We start from the raw sequence: 23606 nt of genomic DNA on the forward strand, positions 1-23606 counted from the left end.
AGGGTCAAAACTAAGTTTTTCTAAGTTCCGACACCTTAACCACCACTATATAGGAATTTTTCTTGGAATGCAAGACCAATGATTGCCATAGGAGTAGACAAAACATCTTTTTATGATATAATTGACCAAGGATATGGCCAATTTTTTGTTACAAGGAAGGAAACCCCTCATGAAATTAGGAATCGTTGGGTTGCCCAATGTCGGTAAAAGCACATTGTTCAACTCTTTAACTCAAGCAGGTGCCGAATCTGCCAATTACCCTTTTTGTACCATCGACCCCAATGTGGGCATCGTTACAGTACCCGACCCAAGACTTAAAGTGCTTTCAGACTTATATAGCTCAAAAAAAATCGTACCTGCCGTTATTGAATTCGTAGATATTGCAGGTCTTGTTAAAGGCGCCAGCAAAGGCGAAGGTCTTGGCAACAAGTTTTTGTCAAATATTAGAGAAGTAGATGCTATCGTCCATGTGGTTCGATGTTTTGAAGATACCAATGTGGTTCATGTGGATGGCGAAGTGAACCCAGTTAGAGATATCGAGACCATTAATCTGGAGTTGATTTTTTCTGATATGGAAATGGTGGACCGACGTATCGCCAAGTCCGCTAAACTTGCTAAAATGGACAAGACCGTTGCTAAAGAACTGGAAGTCTTAAACATGATTAAAGAAAAACTTGAAGAAGGCATCTCAGTTAGAGCCATCGAGTTTGATCATGATGATGATTTTGCATTTGTTGCCAGTCTGAATCTATTAACCAATAAGCCGGTTATTTATGCTGCTAATGTAAGCGAAGACGACCTAATAGATGATGGTGTCAGTAACCCTTATGTCAAAACTGTAAAGGATTGGGCTAAGGAAGAAGGTTCCAGTATCTTTGTTTTGTGTGCCAAAATCGAAGAAGAAATTGCTGAATTAGATGAAGATGAGAAAAAAGAATTCTTAGATGACTTAGGCGTTCATGAGTCGGGCCTTGATAAATTAGTCGCTGCAAGTTATGAATTGCTAGGCTTAATCAGTTATCTTACTGCAGGTGAACAAGAAACCAGAGCTTGGACCATCACCCGTGGTACAAAAGCACCTGGTGCAGCCGGCAAGATTCATACTGATTTTGAACGCGGGTTTATTAAAGCGGAGATCATCGCTTATGAAGCTCTTGTTGCCACCGGCAGTTTGGTTGCTGCTAAGGAAAAAGGACTTGTACGGATTGAAGGTAAAGAGTATGTTGTTAAAGATGGTGATGTTATTTTATTTAGGTTCAATATATGATTAAAGCATCAAAACTGTATAGTTGAACTTTAAATAGAACGTATAGTTTCGAATGCTTCAACGAAATCTATAGGTTCTATTTAATTAGTGAAACTTCGTTTTGAGGGTTTAAGCAATGATGTTGGAGTAGGTCCCATGAAAACCCTTCCACAGTGTGTATGATTACGGTCTCCAATTGGTGCATCCATGCACCAAAAGTCGACGGTCAGCATCCATGCTGACTTGCTCCACCATACACTCTGCTTCCAGGAACTTCATGGTCGATGTTGGCTCATAGTGATATAGCTGTCGCTCTAGCTTATAAAAGAAAAGTGAATATAGATATAATAAAAGCACCTTATGATTAGACGGATTGTCTGATTATAAGGTGCTTTTGATTATACAATTAGGGTGTTATTCTTCTATAATATGTCCTTGACTTTGTCTTCTTTTTTGCGATCTTTGGCTGCGAATTTGTCCATGATGTCTGGGACCATGTCTATGATCTTAGTTAGACTGTCTTGATTCTTAACGTTGACAAGTTTTGTATGGCCACCTTGAATGACTAGAACGGCACTTGGACTTATTTTGGCGCCTAGACCACCACCGCCGCCACCTTGTGGGCCGTCTGCTTTTTTGGCTTCTGATGCACCGGCACCAACACCGAATGACACATCCACTAAGGGTAATATAATCGTATCCCCAATGCTGATTGGTTCCCCAACAACGGTCTTACTGGATATAAAATTCTCCATACCACTAAACAATGATTCTACTGTGTTTCTAAAATTCGATTCCATAAAATTACCTCCTCTTTTTCTTATCGAACAGCTTTGATGATGCTTCTTACTCTTTTATCAATGATGACTCTAAGGCCATAATACACAAGGACACCGATTACAATCTTACCTCTAATTTTTATATCGCCTTCAAACATGACCTCTTCAAAATTAGGTATGATGATGACAGCATTGCCATAATAAGGATAGAACATGGATACACCACCAAGTACTAGTCCCGTGGTGGCCGGATCGGCAAAACCAAATATAATATCCGCTTCAATGCGTCTGGGTAATATTGATTTGACCATCTTATGGACTTTGCCCAGTACAAATTTTAATACACCTTTATGCTTGTCGCTTCTTAGTAATTCTATACCTGATTTGATTTGCTCCCAGGTGGATGTTTCGGATTTTTCATCCTTTGTTTTTTTATGTTTTTTAACTTTGGGCGTCTTTGTCTGCTTGCTTTCTTCTGTTTGGATTTCTTTGACGCTTATTTGCGGTTCCTTAGAATTACTTTCTTCTGTTTTGGGTTTATTCTCTTCAATCTTGATTTCTTTGACTTCTATTTCCTTGACTTCTTTTTTTTTGACTTCTGTTTTTTCATCCACGACAACGTTTTTCACATATGTCATTTTACCATCCGTTTGTTTTTTTGGATGTTTACTTTTCTTCTTCGGGATTGCTTTTGAATCATGTACTTTAAACCACAGAATGTGTACCGTATAATGTACACCATCACCATCATATCTAAATCGAACACGTATCAAACCAAAAAGGTAGTCCACTTGACCATATGCCAAAATGGCGTCATATTTGCTGCCATATGCTTGATATCGAATCGGTACCCACAGAATGATGTTAAGCAATAGTAGTAACAATAGCACCAATCCCAGGAGTGCCAGCAATATGCTTTTCAAAATGATGAAAACAATTCCTAACATACCATCACCAACTTTATCTTTTTATCCATGGTTAAAGTGTCAAAACTATATCGTTGAACTTTTACATACAATATATAGTTATGGGTGTATCAACGTAACCTATATGTTTTATGTACATTAGAGAAACTTAGTTTTGACATTTTAACCATCTATTCTACCGGGCTTATGTCTGCAATTAAACGCTTTCCTATAATTGTAAGACTTATGACCGTTATAATCATACCCACCAAGAATAATAGCAGACTCATCATGACAACTGTATAGAAGTATACCTCCGGTACCATATTTATCATTATATCAGTTTTTGGGTCTAACAACCATAAATCATTAGAAAAAAACATTTTATGAAATATAGTGAAATACTTATTGAAGTCCGTAGCAAATAAGATACCGATTCCAATCATGGATGCCAAAAGGAAAGGCATAACATACCTAATATGCATTAAAGTCTTAGAAAACATCATTTTTGACTTTGTCAGACCATACCCTGTAAAAGCAATTAAGATCAATAAAGCAAACCATTGCAGGTTTCTGGCCCCAATATACAGGTTTTTGACGTCAACCATGTGGGCTTTTTCCCGTTCTCCAAATACTTCTTGGTTTATCCCGTCGATCCTTGATTCAATGACCATATGGTCTTCCTTATCCTTAACGTAATCTAAGAGCTGACGGGTTACGTCCATCAAATCAGGTATGGTCATTTTAGTTGTCTCAGTTACCTGATGGGTCTCATAATGCCATTTGAATATGGCATCATTAAAAATAATCAGCTGTAAAGATCCAATAAACAAAACCACAATAATAGCAATAGATATCAGTAAGGATTTAAGTATATATTTTATGTTGGCCATAAGATGTGAAGCTCCTTCTCCATGACCTGAGTGTCAATAATCTGATAACGATTATACACATGTGCCATGAGTTTCTCTATTAGTTCAAAAGCATGTTCTCGGTTTTTACCTATACCGGCTATGATAAATTCTTTGTCCCGTTCTTTGAGTCTTTTCAACTCCCGATCACTCACCATCTCCAACATATTGTCATCTTGATGAATACGTATGATAAAAACATAGTTATGGACGCTTTTGTTTGCGACCATTTTCTTCAGTATTTTGCGTCTTTTTTTTGAGCTTAATGTTTCATCTTTTAAGACATCGTTGATATAAACCACGCTATCACCCCATTATACACATAATCACACTAATATTAGTATATCAAAATACTGACTTAATACAACCTATAACTTATTCTGATACATAGGACAAGGAGCATCTGACGCCTTACCTATTCATACTCAACCATCATACTTCTAATGGCTGCCATAGATCCGACTTTCTCTGTCTGATCTCTACAACCTTCAAATACATCCCGAATATAAGCTTCTATTGCTTCCGGGCTCTTATGGTGAACATTCAATACACTAAGTAAATTGGCAATACGGGCACGTTTTTGCCATCTGCCATCATTCTGACTGATACTATCCAGCCGTTCTATAAATGCCTCTAGGTGCGTCATTAACATCGTTGTGTCTACAATGCTTAGATCTTCTAATGTACTTTTTAGGGGTGCAAAATAACTGGATGAAGTGAGTGTATATATGGTTGAAAGCCCATCTAATGCCTCTGCAAGCTTAAGTTCAATGATTTCATTCGGGTATCCCTGTTTGATCTCGTTTAATAAGCTATCCCACCTGCTATTATCCATACGTTTTTCTTCAAAATCGGTACTAAGGGTATCCAATCGGTTCACCAAAAATGTATCAACCACATGCTCTTCATGTCGTCTGCTATGCATATACTGAATGGTTTCCATTAAATCATTCATGATTACTTCTTTGCGTTTTAAGCTATCTCTACTTAAACAATTAAGAATTCCCATGATATTATTGATGACAGTTGTTGTATATGTATAAAGACTTACACATGATTCAAGGATCCTTTTTATACCCTCCATTCTATCATATAGATTGCCTACTTCTGGTTCTTCTAGATGATCTTTATAAAGGTCCTCAAAAACTTTTATATCTTCATATACAGGTTTCATAACCACACCATAACCTTTGACCGATTCAGGTGCATATGTTTCTTCCATATATGCCACATAATTGTCCAAATCTTTTTTATGAATGCCTTTTAGACCTAATAAAGCCTGTTCAATCCATTCATGAAACTTGATTTTGCTCATACGCACCGGTAGTTGACCATAGACGGACTTAATACGATTGTTGATGGTCATATTATCCTCATATTCAAATAAATATGCCATTATTTCCATGACCGATTGGTCATCAGAAATGTAGGCTTCCCGTGCTTCGACGTCTGGATATTTTCTTCTTAAGACATATTCATATAACTTAATCTGATCATCGTAACCGGCCAAAACGGCCACTTGATCGGATAGGGTTTCTCTAAAAAGCTCCAATTGCCTAAATACATCATCTTTATTCTCCAAAGATGGTTGCAACCATGTATCCGGTTCTGCCATGATTGCCTGTACACTATTGATGATTTCTTGTAACTTCAAGTCCTTTTCTATCAGTTTCTTAGTATCTTCTTCCCCAATGACTTCAATAAATGTAAGGTATTCTAAGACAAGATTGGTTGTTAAAAATTCTAAATAATGGGACTGTCCTTCTATAACAATTGTCCTTAGCGTATTTTCAAGGTCTTTAGGATTTTTTAGCGATTTTTTTAATGTATCTAGAGTCTTCATTTTCTACCGCCTTTGTTGAATTTTCGTTGTGTATCAAGGTATATATTAGCATACAATTATGATATAATCTAGGTGAAATAGGTAACCCTTACCTAGTGACTGACAAGCTTACTAACCTTGAATGGAGTACTATCATGGAAGAAAAAGAACTGTATCCGGCTATAAAGGCTTTTTTTCAATCTCAATCTTATGACGTTTATGGCGAGGTCAAAGATATTGATGTCATTGCCAAATCCGGTGACAACATCGTGGCTATTGAGTTAAAAACATCTCTGAATCTGGAACTTATTCTACAAGGTTCTAAACGGCAACGGTTAACTGACGATGTCTTCTTAGCCATACCAAAGCCAACCGGTCGTATGGTTCGAGGCAAATCCTATAGAGATAAGCTTCATCTTATTAAGCGTCTTGGTCTTGGCCTTCTTTATGTTGATCTGTCTCTTAAACCCAATGAAGTTATTGTGGCTTTTGAGCCGGCCCTCTTGGATATCAAAAAAAGTCAGCAACGTTCTAAAAAGAAAAGAGAAACACTGTTTAAAGAACTTGAAGCAAGACATACAGATTATAATGTCGGCGGAAGTCGAGGTAAAATCGTCACCGCCTATAAAGAAGCATCTTTGAGAATCTTAAAAACACTGGAAGATGGATTACCCCATACGACCAAAGATATTCGCCACTTGTCCTGTGTCAAGCAGTCCACAACCATCCTATATAGAAACCATCAAGGTTGGTATGAAAATGTTGCACGTGGTATATATTGTATTAGTCCTGCCGGAGAGAAAGCACTTAAAGAGTATGCAGCCGTTATTAAAAGCCATCAAGATTTCTAGCCTTGATGGCTTTAATATTTTTCCTATAAATCTTACTCTTGGTACTTTTTTGACACACTAACTCTATTTATTTGAATTTATCCTTGAATTTTGCAAATACGCTTTCAAGACTTGTTGTTGCTTCTTGATCGTCTGAATATGCTTTCAAGTCTACTGCCGCTTGTTCATTTTTTGCTTCTTTAATACTAAGAGCAATCTTTTGTTTGTCACTATCAATGTTTAACACTTTGACCTTAACTTTATCACCAACCGCTAGTACATCTTGAGGTTGATTAATACGGTCTTCGCTGATTTCAGAAATATGTACCAGTCCTTCAATACCGTCATTCAACTTCACAAAGGCACCGAAATTCATTAACCTAACCACTTCTGCTTCGTAAACTTTTCCAATACCATAATGATCAAATATATTATCCCATGGATTATTGTCAATGTTTTTTAGTCCTAGAGAAATCTTGCGACTCTTGGTATCCACTTCGTTCACATAAACCTCAACAACATCTCCTTCTTTCATTACTTCTGAAGGATGTTTGATACGCTTCCAGCTCATCTCATTAATATGCAATAAGCCATCCACACCACCTAAGTCAATGAATGCACCAAAGTTCATTAGTTTTTTGACCGTTCCTGAGAATACTTGATCTTTTTTTAGATTTTCAAAGAAATTTTCTTTTGCAATTTCTCGTTCCTTTTGATCGATAATTTTGTGAGAGATAATGACTTTACGATCTGCTCTATCAAAGTCAACCACATGTACTTCTAATTCTTGACCTACAAATGCGCTTAAGTCTTCAACATAGGCTACAGAAATCATGGAGGCAGGCATAAATGCTCTTACACCTTTAATATCTGCTAAAACACCACCTTTGACCACTTCAGTGATGGTTGTCATGAAACTGGTTTTATCTGTAAAATGCGCTTCTAAACGATCCCACACGATAATTTGATCTGCTTTTTTTAGTGAAAGTCTTACATTGCCTTCACCATCATTGGTACTTAACACTTCCGCCTTAAGCTCGTCGCCTACCTGATACGCTTCAGCTATCGGTTGACCCGGTTTAAGGTGCAGGTCTTCTCTACCAATGAGACCGTCAGCCACATAGTCTAAGTTGACGATAATCTCATCCTCATTAACACTTATGATAACACAGTCTACAATGTCACCTGTTGCTACACGTTTCATAGATGCGTCAATTTCTTTGGCATAATCATCCATGCTTTCAGTTGGTACCTGGGCAGTTTCAGGTGCCGCCTCGACTTCATCCGTTACTTCTTCTTCTTTTACTTCTTCTGCTAATGTCGGTGCTTCATTAGCTTCTACCGGTGTCTCTACATTTTCTTTTGCTTCTAAGTCAACCTGAATCTCCGGTTGCTCTTTATTCATATCTTCCATTTTGTGCCCCTTCCTACTTTCTTGGTCTTTTGTTCAACCAGCAAACAAAACACCTACACTACTCTATATAATACCCTATTATCAAGGATTTGAAAACCCTTGGAATCAAAATTGGAAAATCAATGGCTTTTTCTATTTTCCTTGATGATCAAATGCATCAATGGATAGGGGTTGTCTTTTTCAACGCTTATCTTTTGATGCTGTAGTTTTTCGATAGCTTTAAGATAAGGGATTTCCTGATTGCTGCAAAATGAAATGGCCGTACCGGATAATCCGGCTCTCCCCGTTCGACCGATTCTATGGATATAGTTTTCTGCAACACTTGGAATGTCCATATTGATAACGTGGCTTAACCTGTCTATATCTATGCCTCGTGCAGCCACATCTGTGGCAACTAGAACCCTTGCTTCTTTATTCTTAAAAAACTCCAATGCTTTTAAGCGTTCAGATTGGTTTTTATCACCATGAATTGCTTTTGACCTTATGTTTTGCTGATTTATTGCTTTACTGACCTTATCTGCTTTCTTTTTGGTTCGTACAAAAACCAAAACCGATTCAAATGAAGTTTCCTTAAGCAAATGAAGCAATAAGGAGGTTTTGTCCGGTTCATCCACATAATAAAGAACCTGTTTAATTTTTGGTTTTTTCACAGGTGTACTCTTAACTTTGATACTTACAGGATTTTTTAATATGGTATGAACGAGCTTCATAACCTCATCCGGCATGGTTGCTGAAAACAACATATTCTGTCGCTTTTTTGGTAATTTAGATAGGATTGATTTCACGTCTTTAACCATACCTAAGTCAAGCATCCGGTCTGCTTCGTCAAGAACAAGCATCTCAACTTGGCTTAGATCAACATAGCCTTGTTCAAATAAATCCAACAGTCTACCGGGTGTTGCAATTAGGATATGTGGTTCTCTCTTTAGCACTTTTATATGTCGTTTTGGTGTAATACCGCCATAAATGACGCCCGTACGTATTTCAAGGTATTGGCCGTAAGTTGTAAAGCTCTCACCGATTTGTATGGCAAGCTCCCTCGTGGGTGCCAAGACTAAAGCCTGAATCCGATTAAACGCTTCCGGGTTGTGTTCCTTTTTTGATAATTGCTGTAATATGGGTATCGCAAAAGCTGCTGTTTTACCGGTACCTGTTCTGGCACAACCTAAAAAATCCCGCCCCTCTAGGAGAGGTGGAATTGCCCCTATTTGAATAGGTGTAGGATCTGTATATTTTTGCTCTTCTATTGCTTTTAATAATGAAGGTATAATCCCTAGATCTTTAAATATCATTATCTTACCATGCCTATCTTCTATTGTTGTTTTTGCCGTCTCTTTCGTTCTTATATTGCTACATTATAGCATCAGAACATTCATTACTCTATCATTATTATTCTTCTACACACAAAATAAGCCTCTTAGCTCATTTCACTAAGAGACTTATGCAACTATAGTCTAGTAACTATAATCTTATTCTCTATTTGATTATAGTCCCTATCCTATGTTTCTCTATTCTATCTTCTTCCTATAGATTTCGTTGATGCTTTCGAAACTATACTCAGAAGATAGAAGTTCAACTATAGTCTAGTAACTATAATCTTATTCTGTAATCAGATCGTCGATGGGGGCGCCAGGGGCTACCATTGGGTATACCATCTCATCCATGTGAATAACCACATTGATGATGACCGGTCCTTCCATCTCGAGTGCTTTCTTAAGTAGTGGTTCAACATCTTCTTTTGTGGTTATGTTAACAGCCTTACATCCAAAAGCATCTGCCAAGCTGTCATAATTAATGTCTGTCAGATGAGTAAAGGAATAGCGATTGTCGTAAAAAATAGTTTGCCATTGACGTACCATGCCTAAAACACAGTTGTTGATGACCATGACTTTGATTGGAAGATTGTACCTGACGGCTGTTATCATCTCATTCAAATTCATTCTGAAACTACCGTCACCGGCAATATTAACAACCAATTTACCCGGATTACCTGCTTGAGCACCAAGTGCAGCGCCTGTACCATATCCCATGGTACCAAGACCGCCGGAAGTGATAAACATTTTTGGATCTTTAAACTTGTAGTACTGTGCTGCCCACATCTGGTGCTGGCCAACTTCCGTTGTGATGATGGCATCGCCATTTGTCAATTCATAGAGTTTCTCTATGGCATATTGTCCGGTTAATCCTTCTGGGTATACCAAGGGGTAATTCTTACTGATTGTCTTGATTTCTTCAAGCCATGGTTCATGATGCTGTTTGTGCAACATAGTATTAAGCTGCAAGAGTATTTCTTTGACATCACCAATGACAAAATGATCCACACTTACATTCTTATTAATTTCTGCTGGATCGATGTCAATATGAATAACTTTAGCGTTCATGGCAAACTTTGCTGTATTTCCGGTAACACGGTCACTGAATCTGGCACCTATGGCAATTAAGAGGTCACAATTTTGCACGCCAATGTTGGAAGCCTTTGTGCCATGCATACCAATCATGCCTGTATAGAGCTCATGTTGGCCTGGAAATCCGCCCATACCCATTAAGCTACAGGTTACCGGTGCTTGTACCAACTCTGCAAAATGAACCGCTTCCTCTTTTGCATCTGAGATTGTAACACCGCCACCTGCAAAGATATAAGGCTTTTCGGATTCTTCAATCATTTTTACAACTTTTTCTAGATCTTCTTGAGTAAAGTTTTTTGTTTCTCTAATAATTGGTCTAGGTACCTTATATTCATATGGTGCTTTGTTAATTGAAACATCTTTAGGAATATCAATGAGTACCGGTCCCGGACGCCCTTCGTTTGCGATGTAAAAAGCTTCCCGAATAACATCTGCGAGATCATTCACATCTCTAACAATATAGTTATGTTTTGTTATGGGTGCTGTTACTCCCGTAACATCAATCTCCTGAAAGGAATCTTTTCCAAGAAGACTTACCAGCACATTGCCTGTTATGGCCACCATAGGGACTGAATCCATGTAGGCTGTGGCTATACCTGTTACCAAATTGGTTGCACCAGGGCCTGATGTTGCTATACAGACACCTGTTCTTCCTGTACTTCTTGAATACGCGTCTGCTGCATGGGATGCGCCCTGTTCATGAGACGTTAATATATGCGTAAAATTATCTTTTTGTCTAAAAAGCTCGTCGTAAATATATAATACCGCTCCGCCTGGGAAACCGAACACTGTATCTACACCTTGCTCTTTTAAACATTCCATCAAGATTTGTGAGCCTGTTAATTCCATAGTATACCTCCTATTTTAGAATCGCACCCGTACTTGCTGAAGTGACAAGTCTTGCATATCTTGCCACGTAACCTGTTGTAATCTTAGGCGCCTTTGGTACAAATGTTTTTCTACGTTCTTCTAATTCCTGATCGGTTACATCTAATTCTATCGTTCCGGCCGGGATATCTATCTTAATCAAGTCACCTTCTTTGACCAGACCTATATTACCACCTTCTGCCGCCTCCGGTGAAATATGACCTATCGCTGCACCTTTTGTAGCACCACTAAATCGGCCGTCTGTCATCAAAGCTACTTTTTTATCCAGTTGCATACCTGCAAGTGCAGATGTTGGCGCGAGCATTTCTCTCATGCCAGGACCACCTTTTGGACCTTCATAGCGTATCACTACCACATCACCAGCTACAATGTTCTCAGCATAAATGGCTGCAATGGCATCATCCTCTGAATCAAAAACTCTAGCCGGTCCACTATGAACCAACATCTCAGGTGATACCGCTGATTTTTTGACGACACAACCATCCGGTGCCAGATTGCCTTTTAGTACTGCAATACCACCTGTCGGACTATATGGATCACTAGCCGGACGAATAACCTTAGGATCACGGTTCACCACCCGCATGATGTTTTCTTTAACTGTACGTCCATTTACTGTAGGTAAGTCTGTATGTATAAGACCAATACTGTCTAATTCTTTAATGACTGCCTGAATACCCCCGGCATTGTATAAGTCTTGTATATGATGGGGTCCTGCTGGTGCTAGTTTACACAAATTTGGTGTTTTAGCACTGACAACATTTGCCATCTCAAGATTAAGCTCTACTCCTGCTTCATGAGCAATTGCTGGCAAATGTAGCATAGTATTGGTACTACATCCAAGAGCCATATCTACGGTTAGGGCATTTTCAAATGCTTTTGGTGACATGATGTCTCTAGGTCTTATATTCTTCGACAACATATCCATAACTTGTATGCCTGCTTGTTTGGCTAAACGAATACGTTCTGCGTATACGGCAGGTATGGTTCCATTACCAGGAAGTCCCATTCCTATGGCTTCGGTTAGACAATTCATACTGTTTGCGGTAAACATACCAGAGCAAGAACCACAAGTCGGACAAGCCGAGTCTTCACAAGCATAAACTTCTTCTTCTGTCATTGTACCAGCTTTATAAGCGCCAACCGCTTCAAATACGGAATTAAGATCAATGTATTTGCCGTCTTTTTCAACGGACAACATCGGTCCGCCACTTACAAATACAGCTGGTACATTGATTCTAGCTGCTGCCATTAACATGGCTGGAACAACTTTATCACAATTCGGTATAAATACCAGTGCGTCTAACCCATGGGCCATAGCCATTGTTTCAACGGTATCAGCAATCAGCTCTCTTGAAGACAAGGAATAATGCATACCACCATGACCCATGGCAATACCGTCACAGACAGCGATGGTGGAAAACTCTAGTGGCGTTCCGCCTGAAATGAGTACTCCGGTTTTTACTGCATCTGCAATTGTATCTAAATGTATATGACCCGGTACGATGTCGTTTTGTGAATTGACAATACCGATTAAAGGTCGATTTATTTCTTCATTCGTATAACCCATAGCCTTAAACAAGGATCTATGTGGCGCACGTTCAATACCCTCTTTGACTTGATCACTTCTCATTTTTCCACCATGCCTCTCAAATTAATATGAATAATTATCGCCATTTCTATATGAAATCACTAATATGTTCTTTGTTGATACTTATTATCACTTACATTATAAACGGTTATGCATTGACTTGCAAGTTATAGGTGCTCAAGAAGTAACGCGCCCATTTTTTTGGTACCTACCAGTGTACAACCGTCACTCATGATATCGCCTGTTCTATTTCCGGCTTCAAGCACTTTAGCAACAGCATTCTCTACAGCATCTGCTTCCGCTTCAAGATTAAAAGAGTACCTAAGCATCATGGCTATGGATAAAACCGTTGCAATAGGATTGGCCTTATCTTGTCCAGCTATATCCGGCGCTGAGCCATGTATGGGTTCATACATACCAATCCCGCTTTCTCCAAGACTTGCCGATGGTAGCATCCCAATTGATCCTGTAATCATACTTGCTTCATCTGATAATATATCACCAAACATATTACCGGTTACGATAACATCAAACTGCTTAGGATTAATGACCAACTGCATCGCTGCATTGTCCACATATAAATGGTTTAACTCAATATCCGGATAGTCAAGAGCTACTTTTTCTACAACTTTTCTCCATAGCTTAGAATTATCAAGTACATTGGCCTTATCCACACTGGTTACCTTTTTATTTCTTTTTCTCGCAATCTCAAATGCACGTATAGCAATTCTTTCAACTTCTTTTTCTGAATATTTCATCGTATCATACATATATTCACCCATATCACCAAAGCCATGACCACGATCCCCAAAATAAATGCCGCCGGTGAGTTCACGTACAACCACGATGTCAATGCCGTCTTCACCGATGATTCTATCTTTTAACGGACAAGCATCTCTTAATTCATTGTACATAATGGCCGGTCTAATGTTGGCAAATAAACCCAGTGCGGCTCTTAAGCCAAGAAGTGCTTTTTCCGGACGGTCACCACTCGTAAGGCTGTCCCATTTCGGTCCACCTACAGCACCTAGTATAACGGCATCTGAAGCTTTACAAACTGTTACCGTCTCATCCGGTAGAGAGTGACCCACAGCATCAATGGCTGCGCCACCTGCTAATACTTCTGTGTAATTAAATGTATGTCCAAACTTCTCACCTACTTGATCCAGCACCAACAATGCTTGGTCAACTATGTCCGGTCCTATACCGTCTCCCTTGATAACTGCTATATTATAATTCATATCGGTCTCCTTCTACATATATGCTTTCATTTTTTCTTCTATGTCTTTTAGTAATTTGATTTCTATGGAATCCACCATGGCAATAAGACTTGCTTGTACAATATCTGTTGATACGCCAACCGTCGTCCAGTCTCTTGTGCCGTCTGTGGAAGTAATCAGTACCCTTACTTTTGCGGCACTTGCTTCTTTTCCGTCAAGAACCCTTACTTTATAGTCTATAAGATGCACTTTCTTAAGCTCGGGATAAAAATCTTCTAAGGCTTCTCGAAGGGCTTTATCCAGTGCATTGACCGGACCGTCACCTTCTGCTGCTACCATTTTAGACTTGCCTTCTACATTGACTTTCACCATAGCATAGGCACTAAATAGGCTACTTGCATCCGGACGTTCACCCATGGTTTTAAAGTTCTCTAATTCAAAGAATGGTTTGTATTTACCAAGATGCTTACGAATGACCAGTTCAAATGTGCTCTCTGCGCCTTCGAATTGATAGCCCTCATGTTCAAGCTCTTTGAGTTTCTTCATAATAACTCCGGTTTCAGGAGAATCTTTTTGTATATCCGGCGCTATTTTCTGGATTTTTTTGAGTATGGAACTGCGTCCTGCTACTTCTGACATTAGGAATCTTCTTGAATTCCCTACAAGACTTGGATCGATATGCTCAAAACTCTTTGAATTCTTGTTAACACCATCTATATGCATACCACCTTTATGGGTAAATGCTTTTCTACCAATAAAAGGCGCTTGCTCATCTGGTGTAATATTGGCAATCTCAGAAATCAGTTTTGCTGATGACATAAGGTTCTCAAGCTCACCTTCTAAAATACACGTCTTACCCATCTTAAGTTCCAGATTGGGTATAATTGTTGAGAGGTTAGCGTTACCGCATCTTTCACCAAAGCCTACAAAAGTACCTTGAATCTGGATTGCACCCGCCTCAACCGCCATAAGAGAATTCGCTACTGCCAAACCACTGTCATTATGGGCATGAATGCCGATCTTAGTATCTTTAAATGTATCGCCTACTTTTTTAGTGATGTTGTAAATCTCTGATGGTAGGGAGCCACCATTGGTATCACAAAGAATGAGTCTTTTGGCACCACCTTTACATGCTGCTTCTAAGGTTTTAAGGGCATAATCTTCATTATTCTTATAACCGTCATAAAAATGCTCGGCATCATAAGTCACTTCTTTACCTTGTTCTATCATAAAACGAATGGTCTCTTCAATCATTCTTAGGTTTTCATCTAAGGTTGTATTAATAATATCTGTAACATGAAAATCCCAGCTTTTTCCAAAAATCGCGATGTGTTTGGTGCCAGCAGCTAACATAGATTGAACATTCGCATCTTCTTCTACTTTAATGTCACGTCTTCTTGTTGATCCAAAAGCTACAATAGCTGAATGTTTTAATTCTAAGTTCTTAATTTCCTGAAAAAATTCCAAATCTTTTGGATTAGATCCCGGATTCCCTGCTTCAATAAATGGTATACCCATATCATCCAACGCTTTTACAATCTTCAGTTTGTCATTGACCGAAAAAGAGATTCCCTCGCTTTGAGCACCGTCTCTTAGGGTTGAATCATATATTTCTATCATCATTGCCATACCTCCAAGCCTTATTGGGTATCGGTTTTTTAAAAATCTGATAACCACATTGGTCGTGATTATCAGATTTTCTCTTACATAAAATAGGATTACTTATTTCATCCAGCTCATCATTTTTCTTAGTTCAGCACCCACAACTTCGATTTGAAGTTCAGACTCAATTCTTCTTCTTGAATTGAAAGCCGGTCTGTTTGCTTTGTTTTCTAAAATCCATCTTTGAGCAAAAGTACCGTCTTGAATCTCACCTAACACTTTTTTCATTTCCTTCTTTGTCTCGTCTGTAATGATTCGTTTTCCGATGGAGTAATCTCCAAATTCAGCTGTGTCTGAGATAGAGTATCTCATAAAGCTTAATCCACCTTTATTTACAAGGTCAATAATCAGCTTCATCTCATGTACGCACTCAAAATAAGCACTCTCAGGTTGATAACCGGCTTCTACCAATGTCTCAAACCCAGCTTTCATGAGCTCAGATACGCCACCACAAAGTACGGCTTGTTCACCAAAAAGGTCGGTTTCGGTTTCTTCTTTGAAAGTAGTTTCAAGAATTCCGGCTCTAGCACCACCAATACCCGCTGCATAAGCCAATGCTCTCGCTTCTGCATTACCTGTAGCATCTTGATGAATCGCTACAAGACATGGTACACCTTTGCCTTCTTCGTATTGATATCTTACTGTATGTCCAGGACCTTTTGGTGCAACCATAAATACATCAACATCTTCAGGTGGCAAGATTTGTCCGTAATGAATGTTAAAACCATGGGCAAATACCAAAGCATTGCCTGCTTCAAGGTTTGGTGCTATGTCTTGCTTATAAACATCACCTTGTTTTTCATCCGGCAATAAGATCATAATCACGTCTGCTTCTTTAGTTGCTTCTGCAGCTGTTGCTACTTTTAATCCATCTTTTTCTGCAACCTCCCATGATTTGCTTCCTTCATATAAACCAACCACGACATTGACACCAGAGTCTTTTAGATTACGGGCATGGGCATGACCTTGTGATCCATATCCAATTACTGCTACTGTTTTTCCGTCTAATAAGGATAAATTACAGTCCGATTCATAAAACATTTTTGCCATTTTTAATTCCTCCATTAATATCGAAGCGTTTAACACTTAAGTATACGCTCATTCTATTTATTTAATGTCATCTTTGATTTCGTGGTTACCTTTTTGTAGTGCTATTAATCCAGTTCGTGTTAATTCCTTAATACCATAAGGTTCAAGTAAATTAATGAACGTATTAATCTCTGATGTATCACCTGTTATCTCAACTGTGATGGCTTCTGTTGCTGCATCAATAATCTCACCTTCAAACATATCAATGATACCGATGATTTCAATCCTTGTCTTGCTCTCAGCTTTCACTTTTACAAGGGCAAGTTCTTTATACACAGAAAATTCAGCATTTAACTCTTTGATGTACAAAACATCATGGAGTTTGTCCAACTGCTTTGTAATCTGGTCTATAATTAAATCGTCCCCATGAGCAACTAATGTCATCCTTGATATCTCTGGATGTTCAGTTTCTCCAACAGACAAGCTGTCGATATTAAAGCCTCTTCGACTGAACAACCCTGCAACTCGACTTAAAACACCTGAATGGTTACTCACCAATACTGATAATACATGTCTACTCATTCGTATTCCTCCTCTTATAATCAGGTATCAAGACTTCATACCTAAATAGGTTCACTATTGTATTCTTGTTTAGCGTATTAATGTGCTAAATAATGCTATTATATCACATGCTTTTTACTTTTACCATATTGCTTTACCACGTTTTTATATATAGGAAGGTGGTACTTTCAAAATAATAAAAAACGTCCCTACAGTATACTGTAGGGACGTGAACACTCACGCGGTACCACCCTAGTTGCCGTTTTATCGACCACTTATAAGATTCTATCAAATCTTAGCCTATAACGGGGCTTACCGTTTTCACTTACTGATCGTTCTGCGAAAAAGCTCAAGAGTGATTTGGATATGACTGTAGTATCGATTTACACCAACCATCGATTCTCTATGCCTACGATGAAATATCTATTGCTCCGTCATTGCATTTGTCTGACAATTCATTTTTGTTTCACTTATTGTACCAAGATTGTTACGCCTTGTCAATAGTTTATTCAACCTTGATTTTTTACTTTAATTCGTTACTCATTTAACGCTATCCTGATTAAAGCTTAGAATTTGTACCTATCTTATTGCTCATAGTCTTCTGTAATATTGTATTTGATATCTTCTTCGTCCAACCACTTCACCAATGCATCAAAATCAAGACTTGTAGCAAACCGGTCTATTAATGCCACTTGACCACCATCCACTATGTTATCTTGAATCTGCACTTTGATTTCTTCAATAGTATAGGCTGTGTCTTCATATAGGAATTTGGAACCATTTACAATTATTTCTAGGGTTTTTACACTTGCTTCTTCTGGCGTTTCATCTGACTCGTAAGAAATCTTCATAGGTCCATCACCATCCCCATAGAATTTAAAAGGGCTAATACCCAAGTAACCATTTCCAATGAGTATTAATAGTATAATGATGATTATGAGTACAATAAATAACAGCTTTTTAGACCATTTTTTTCGTCTTTGTTTTTTTCTTTCATCTTTTCTGATCGCTTTTTCATTTTGGTCCATATGTATCCTCCTGGCTTTTCTAGGGGCGCGTTCACTCGTAACGGATATATTTGTTAATCATATAATAATCCTTGTTAAAATTTAACTGAAGTCTGTTTAAGGCATCTTGAAGCACGTTGGTTGCCGCACGTGTTACTTCATCTTCTGATACCAATGTCACAAATACAAAACTGTAACCACCTTGTCTATGGTCCAACCAATTAAGAATATGGCTGGAAAGACTTGCTACCTTGTCGCTTCGCACTTCTCTGTCAATGACATCCTGTTGATCAATGTTAATGCCTGTATAGTTGCCGTTTAGATAGGTTCGACCATGATCATTTGTTATTTTTATCTCTACAAATAAGTATTTGTCGGCCACCTGTTGGTACCTAAGCCATGTATCCACCAAATCACCTTCTTCAAACATGGCTTCTAGAGACGCAATGGTTTCCGGATCCTGTAGATTCTGAAGATCCATATTTACCAGATTTTCAAGTGCCTCCGACAAAGCATCTAGCTTATCTTCATTATTACGAACTTGTTCTTCATTCATAATTATTGCTTCTTCAAGCGCTGTCTTTTCTTCTTCTAGTGATGTTTTATCTTGTTCCAGCGCTACAATTTGAGCACCCTGATTGGTTATGACAGCTTCATCTTCCGCTTGTGCAACCGTCACATTCATGATTAAGGCAAATAATAATATGAATACCACATCAAGAAGTGGTGTCATGTCTATGGTATTCTCCCTATGTCTCTTCATTAAAGTCACCACGCTCATTAATTGAATCAATCCGTTTGATTAACAACTCAAAATCTTCACTGTTTAATTCACTCTTAGATAATAAAGTTGTGTTGACACCTTTAAATCCAATGGCAAAAACCAAACCCCAAAATGTGGATGTTAATGCGGTTGTAAAATTAAGGATAACACCGCCACCTTCTAAATCTACCATGCCAAGCAAGGCAATAATGGTACCTAATATACCAAGTAGTGGAAATACAGAATGGATGGTGGATAAAATATTCATGTATAGGACTTCTTGATCTCTAAGCTTTTTGATTTCATGAAGGTTAATGGCTTTATGATTGCCTTTCATATCTCTTAAAAAAACGGATATGGGTATATAGATGGTAGGTTGTAGCTGATTCTTAAGGTCTTCACAGGCTTTGGCTGCTCTTGGATAGATAACAAAACCATTGAACAGGGCTAAGAGAAGTATGATTAAATCGTATCCCAGCAGGTTTTTTACTATAATTGAAAACATATGTCACCTCTGTTGTTATTTATTATAAAATAGAGTAAGGCTTTAATAATATTGTACCATTACATAAAATAAAGGTCTATGACCATCTATACTTTTATTGTACTCAAACCAGAATCTGAGCTTAATCTTATCTTACATCTAGCTTTTTTATAATTTTCTCTATCATTGTTGCTCGGTTGAAGGGTGTCATGAAATACAAACCATCTACATGAGGTTTCATTTTTTTGGCAAGGGTTACAGCAAGTTCGACGCCCACCTTTTCTGCCTCTTCTTTGGTCATCGTATCATCAAACTTTGACATGACATCATCCGGAATAATAATACCAGGAAATTCATAATGTAAAAATCGTGCGTTTCGTAAGCTGACCAAGGGCATAATGCCACCAAGTATTTTTATGCCCGTTCTATCCCTAACCTTCTTTATGGCTTCAATGCCTGCTTCATTATAAACAGGCTGCGTCAATAAATAGGAAGCCCCTGCTTCTTTCTTCTTTAACACACGTTCGATTGTAATATCCATATTTTGAGAATAAGGGTTTAGGGCGCCGCCAATATAAAAGGTATCCTTATCCAACTCACTGTTAATCTCAGTTACATACTGCATAAAGGATATGGCGTTTATGTTAAAAACACTTTTTACTTCATCTCTATCATCACTGGGAATCGGGTCCCCAGTTACAATCAGAATATTCCTAATGTCAGACAAATGGGCACCCACCAAACCGCCTCGAAGTGCTATTAGATTCTTATCTCGTAGACACACATGAGGTAGAACTTCCATGCCTGTTAGTTGTTTGATCTTAGCTGCAACCAGAAGTGCATCTGCTCGCGTTCGTCCAAGTGGTGAATCTGCAAAAGTAATAATATCGACACCCACCTCTTTTAGTAAATGGGCTGAAGATATGATTAATGACATATCCATCTTAAAGGGTGGGTCTAATTCAACAGCGACGACAAATTCATTTTTTTCCAGCTTTTCTCTAAATGAATTATGTAGAGGCTTCAAGGGTAGGGACTTTCTTTTCATCCTACTTATAGATTTGACTTCACCAAAATCAAGGGTATATAACCGCTCTCGTATTTTTCTAATATGGTCCGGAGTTGTACCGCAGCAACCGCCAACGATTCTAACCCCTTCTTCACAAATCTTAATCATGGTATCGGCAAAGTAGTCTGCATTACTTTGATATACCGTTCTTTCAAGTTGCTGATCCGGATAGCCGGCATTGGGTACTGCTGCCATTTTGCTTGGATCAAAGTCCAAGGTTTTTATCAGGCTTAATAGATGACTGGCACCTATGCCACAGTTAAAACCATAGGTCGTGACTAAATCTTGTTGTCTGGTTTGCTGAATGATTTTTTCTTTGTTGACACCGACTTTGGTATAACCATGTTGATTTACGGTAAAATTAGTCATAATCTGTATGTTCGGGCCATGCTCATGTATATACTCTACCAGTTGATTCACTTGATCAATTCTACTAAAGGTTTCAAGAAGTATTATTTTCACATTCTTAAGCAAACCGATATCAATAAGCTTACGGTAGGTTGATTCTATCTCGTAATCTTCAATGTCATATGGCTCACCAATGGGACCTATACTATAAGCAACATAGCAGTCTGTGCCCTTTACAGCTTCGTTGGCAATATCTATGCCTGCAATGATAATTTTCTTAACTTCATCGAAACTTCTATAGAGGGTATAGGGGTTAGCCGCAAATGTGTTGGTTCGAATTAACTTAGCCCCAGCCTCTATGTAAGCTCTATGTATGTCCAGTATCAAACCCGGTTTGCTGATATTGGCTGGCTCTGATAGCGTATAGTGCCCCTCTGTCAACTCCGCAAAATAGGTACCCATTGCACCATCCATAAGCAGTACTTGTTCTTTTATATAATCTTTGATCATCATTTTTTCTCATCCTCACTTATCGGATGCATATTCTGCAATATAATTTCGCCTTGGTCGTTGAGTACCAATGTCGCACTTTTCTTTTCTCCTGTTTGAGGCAATGTTAAATAATAAGGCTTGATTGCTTTGTCTTTTAAGAGTTGTTCCACAATAGAGGGCTCCAATGTCTTACCATATTTTTCTAATGTATTTTTCCATAGGGTCATTTTACAACCGTTGCGCCAATTGGAACAATAGAAAGATTTGGAGTTTTCACTGATTTTACCATCTGGGCATAATGGACAATCTCCTAGTATCGGACCTTTGGGTGTGAAGATTTTTTTGCCTTTGCTTTTGTCTTGTTCAAAGACAACCTTTCCACTGGTTTTATTGGCTGAGCCTACTAAGTAAATGACAAATTTATGGATGCTGTTCATGAATTTATCCGGATCTAGTTCGCCTTTTGCAATCTTCGTTAGGCCCTTTTCCCATTTGCCTGTGGTAATGGGTGATTTAAGCTCTTCGGGCACAATCTCGATGAGTTTAATTCCTTTAGGTGTTGGGTATAGAGACTTGCCTTTTCTGGTAATATACTTGACTTGAATCAAGCGTTCAATAATGCCAGCCCGTGTTGCCGGTGTCCCGAATCCGGACTCCTTTAGCTGTTCCTTAAGATCGTCCTCTTCTATGAACCGGCCTGCATTTTCCATAGCACTTAGAAGGGTGGCTTCATTGTAGTGTTTTGGTGGTGATGTTTTCTTAATGAGAACTTCTGAACCGACCACATCCACTTCTTCTTTTTTCTTAAGATCCGGCAGTTCAACATCGTTGTTGTCTTTATCACTCTTATATAAACTTTTCCATCCGTTTTGTGTGATGACTTTGCCTTTGGAAACAAAGCTGTCTTCAGCCACATGGATGATCATCTCTGTGGAATTAAACAAATGATCTTCATAAAAAACCGCTATAAAGCGCTTCACAATAAGATTGTATATTTTTTGTTGATCGGCGGATAGACTTTTTAGATTCGGTGTTACATTGGTAGGTATAATGGCATGATGATCGGTGATCTTGGTGTTATCAATGATTCTTTTTGAAAATTTAATCTCTTTGGCTAATACAGGTGCTAAAGCCTTGTTATAAGGCTCTACGTTAATCTTGTGTAGGGTCTTTTTGACTTGATCTTTCATATCATCACTTAAGTACCGACTATCCGTTCTTGGATAGGTAATCATCTTACTACGTTCATACAGGCTTTGAGCAATGGTTAGAACCATCTGTGCGGTAAATCCGTAATACCGGTTACCATCGCGTTGTAACTCTGTCAAGTCATAGAGTAAGGGTGGTAACAATTTGTTTTTCTTATGGGTGACTTTGGTGACAACGCCTTTTTCCCCCACGATTCTTTCTGCGATGGCTTCAGCTTGTTCTTTTTTTAGGATCTTGGTCTCACTGACCTTATCTTCAAACCAGATGCCTTTGAATGGGCCATAATCAGCTTGCACCTCAAAGTAGTCCTGAGGTACAAAGTCCTCAATCTCCTTATAGCGATTAACAATGAGTGCCAATGTGGGTGTTTGTACCCTTCCGATACTTAGAAGTACATCATTTTTGGTGGTATAGGCTCTTGTAGCGTTAATACCCACCAACCAGTCCGATTCTGACCTGCATTTTGCTGAATGGTACAAATGATCGTATGCTTTTCCGTCTTTTAGTTTGGCAAAGCCTTCTTTTATGGCTTCATCTGTCATAGAAGAAATCCATAATCTCTTAAATGGCTTTTGAGACTTAGTATAACTATAGATGTATCTGAAAATCAATTCTCCTTCACGTCCACTGTCTGTAGCACAAATAAGTGCCGCCACATCATTTCTCTTCACCAGTTGTGTGATGATGCTTAATTGCTTGACGGTTTTATCATAGGGCTTGATTTGTATGGTTTCAGGTATGATGGGTAGTGTCTGATATGCCCATTTTTTGTACTTTTCATGATAATCTTCCGGTTCGGCAAGGGTAATCAGATGACCAATGGCCCAGGTGATGATATAATCTTGTCCTTCTATAAACCCATCTCTTTTTGATGTACATCCAAGTACTTCGGCTATATCCCTTGCTACAGAAGGCTTTTCTGCTATGATCAGTTCTTTACCCATATTGTGTTCCTCATTTCAAACTTACTTTTT

The 23606-nt window shown here is 38.5% G+C and carries 20 protein-coding genes and 1 other annotated feature; of the genes, 2 read left to right on the forward strand and 18 right to left on the reverse strand.

All coding sequences use genetic code 11. The annotated features are described in order from the left end of the window. The first annotated feature begins 169 nt into the window (after positions 1-169). Entirely contained in the window at positions 170-1267 is a 1098-nt protein-coding gene (ychF, locus tag PATL70BA_RS02395) for a redox-regulated ATPase YchF (RefSeq protein ID WP_125135878.1), read from the forward strand. A gap of 401 nt (positions 1268-1668) precedes the next feature. On the opposite strand, the gene PATL70BA_RS02400 is transcribed toward ychF, so the two are convergent. From PATL70BA_RS02400 to PATL70BA_RS02420, 5 genes are all read right to left on the reverse strand, one after another. Beyond that, complete coding sequence (locus PATL70BA_RS02400; RefSeq protein WP_125135879.1) at positions 1669-2046, reverse strand: GerW family sporulation protein; 378 nt, start codon at positions 2044-2046, stop codon at positions 1669-1671. 20 nt (positions 2047-2066) lie between these two features. After that, on the reverse strand, positions 2067-2972 hold the full coding sequence (locus PATL70BA_RS02405; RefSeq protein ID WP_125135880.1) for a DUF2953 domain-containing protein: 906 nt from the start codon (positions 2970-2972) through the stop codon (positions 2067-2069). Positions 2973-3121: 149 nt separating this feature from the next. After that, positions 3122-3823 carry a TIGR01906 family membrane protein gene (locus PATL70BA_RS02410; RefSeq protein ID WP_125135881.1) on the reverse strand — a complete coding sequence of 234 codons (702 nt, stop codon included), beginning with the start codon at positions 3821-3823 and terminating at the stop codon, positions 3122-3124. Beyond that, positions 3811-4143: a hypothetical protein gene (locus PATL70BA_RS02415; RefSeq protein WP_125135882.1), complete on the reverse strand. Its 333-nt coding sequence runs from the start codon at positions 4141-4143 to the stop codon at positions 3811-3813. Before PATL70BA_RS02415 ends, PATL70BA_RS02410 begins: the two co-directional genes overlap by 13 nt. A 113-nt stretch (positions 4144-4256) precedes the next feature. Beyond that, positions 4257-5684 carry a hypothetical protein gene (locus tag PATL70BA_RS02420; RefSeq protein ID WP_125135883.1) on the reverse strand — a complete coding sequence of 476 codons (1428 nt, stop codon included), beginning with the start codon at positions 5682-5684 and terminating at the stop codon, positions 4257-4259. A gap of 134 nt (positions 5685-5818) precedes the next feature. Here PATL70BA_RS02420 and PATL70BA_RS02425 point away from each other — a divergent pair, with 134 nt between their 5' ends. After that, complete coding sequence (locus PATL70BA_RS02425) at positions 5819-6514, forward strand: DUF2161 family putative PD-(D/E)XK-type phosphodiesterase (protein WP_125135884.1); 696 nt, start codon at positions 5819-5821, stop codon at positions 6512-6514. Positions 6515-6581: 67 nt separating this feature from the next. Here the strand turns inward: PATL70BA_RS02425 and rpsA are convergent, their stop codons facing one another. From rpsA to PATL70BA_RS02490, 13 genes are all read right to left on the reverse strand, one after another. Then, positions 6582-7898 (reverse strand): 30S ribosomal protein S1, encoded by a 1317-nt coding sequence (gene rpsA / locus PATL70BA_RS02430; RefSeq protein ID WP_172596065.1) that lies wholly within the window; start codon positions 7896-7898, stop codon positions 6582-6584. A 128-nt stretch (positions 7899-8026) separates the two neighbouring features. Further along, positions 8027-9199, reverse strand: coding sequence for a DEAD/DEAH box helicase (locus tag PATL70BA_RS02435; RefSeq protein ID WP_125135886.1), 1173 nt, complete (start codon positions 9197-9199; stop codon positions 8027-8029). A 306-nt stretch (positions 9200-9505) separates the two neighbouring features. After that, positions 9506-11161 (reverse strand): biosynthetic-type acetolactate synthase large subunit, encoded by a 1656-nt coding sequence (ilvB, locus tag PATL70BA_RS02440; RefSeq protein ID WP_125135887.1) that lies wholly within the window; start codon positions 11159-11161, stop codon positions 9506-9508. Positions 11162-11171: 10 nt separating this feature from the next. Then, a complete protein-coding gene (gene ilvD, locus PATL70BA_RS02445; protein ID WP_125135888.1) occupies positions 11172-12830 on the reverse strand; it encodes a dihydroxy-acid dehydratase in 1659 nt (552 codons plus the stop codon). Positions 12831-12955: 125 nt separating this feature from the next. Then, positions 12956-14029, reverse strand: coding sequence for a 3-isopropylmalate dehydrogenase (leuB, locus tag PATL70BA_RS02450; protein ID WP_125135889.1), 1074 nt, complete (start codon positions 14027-14029; stop codon positions 12956-12958). A 12-nt stretch (positions 14030-14041) separates the two neighbouring features. Then, the gene (gene cimA, locus PATL70BA_RS02455) at positions 14042-15631 is read right to left on the reverse strand and encodes a citramalate synthase (protein WP_330510175.1); all 1590 of its coding nucleotides are present in this window, start codon (positions 15629-15631) and stop codon (positions 14042-14044) included. A gap of 99 nt (positions 15632-15730) precedes the next feature. Beyond that, positions 15731-16720 (reverse strand): ketol-acid reductoisomerase, encoded by a 990-nt coding sequence (gene ilvC / locus PATL70BA_RS02460; protein ID WP_125135891.1) that lies wholly within the window; start codon positions 16718-16720, stop codon positions 15731-15733. Between the two features lie 57 nt (positions 16721-16777). After that, positions 16778-17281 (reverse strand): acetolactate synthase small subunit, encoded by a 504-nt coding sequence (ilvN, locus tag PATL70BA_RS02465; protein ID WP_125135892.1) that lies wholly within the window; start codon positions 17279-17281, stop codon positions 16778-16780. A 199-nt stretch (positions 17282-17480) separates the two neighbouring features. Further along, positions 17481-17707, reverse strand: a binding site (T-box leader). A gap of 137 nt (positions 17708-17844) precedes the next feature. Further along, on the reverse strand, positions 17845-18288 hold the full coding sequence (locus tag PATL70BA_RS02470) for a hypothetical protein (protein WP_125135893.1): 444 nt from the start codon (positions 18286-18288) through the stop codon (positions 17845-17847). A 31-nt stretch (positions 18289-18319) separates the two neighbouring features. Next, positions 18320-19030 (reverse strand): ExbD/TolR family protein, encoded by a 711-nt coding sequence (locus PATL70BA_RS02475; protein ID WP_125135894.1) that lies wholly within the window; start codon positions 19028-19030, stop codon positions 18320-18322. Next, on the reverse strand, positions 19017-19535 hold the full coding sequence (locus PATL70BA_RS02480; RefSeq protein WP_125135895.1) for a MotA/TolQ/ExbB proton channel family protein: 519 nt from the start codon (positions 19533-19535) through the stop codon (positions 19017-19019). The genes PATL70BA_RS02475 and PATL70BA_RS02480 overlap by 14 nt, the downstream gene beginning before the upstream one ends. Positions 19536-19662: 127 nt before the next feature. Then, the gene (locus tag PATL70BA_RS02485) at positions 19663-21444 is read right to left on the reverse strand and encodes a bifunctional homocysteine S-methyltransferase/methylenetetrahydrofolate reductase (protein WP_125135896.1); all 1782 of its coding nucleotides are present in this window, start codon (positions 21442-21444) and stop codon (positions 19663-19665) included. Further along, on the reverse strand, positions 21441-23576 hold the full coding sequence (locus PATL70BA_RS02490) for a DNA topoisomerase 3 (protein WP_125135897.1): 2136 nt from the start codon (positions 23574-23576) through the stop codon (positions 21441-21443). The genes PATL70BA_RS02485 and PATL70BA_RS02490 overlap by 4 nt, the downstream gene beginning before the upstream one ends. Between the last annotated feature and the right edge of the window lie 30 nt (positions 23577-23606).

The sequence above is a fragment of the Petrocella atlantisensis genome, assembly GCF_900538275.1.
Classification (GTDB): domain Bacteria; phylum Bacillota; class Clostridia; order Lachnospirales; family Vallitaleaceae; genus Petrocella; species Petrocella atlantisensis.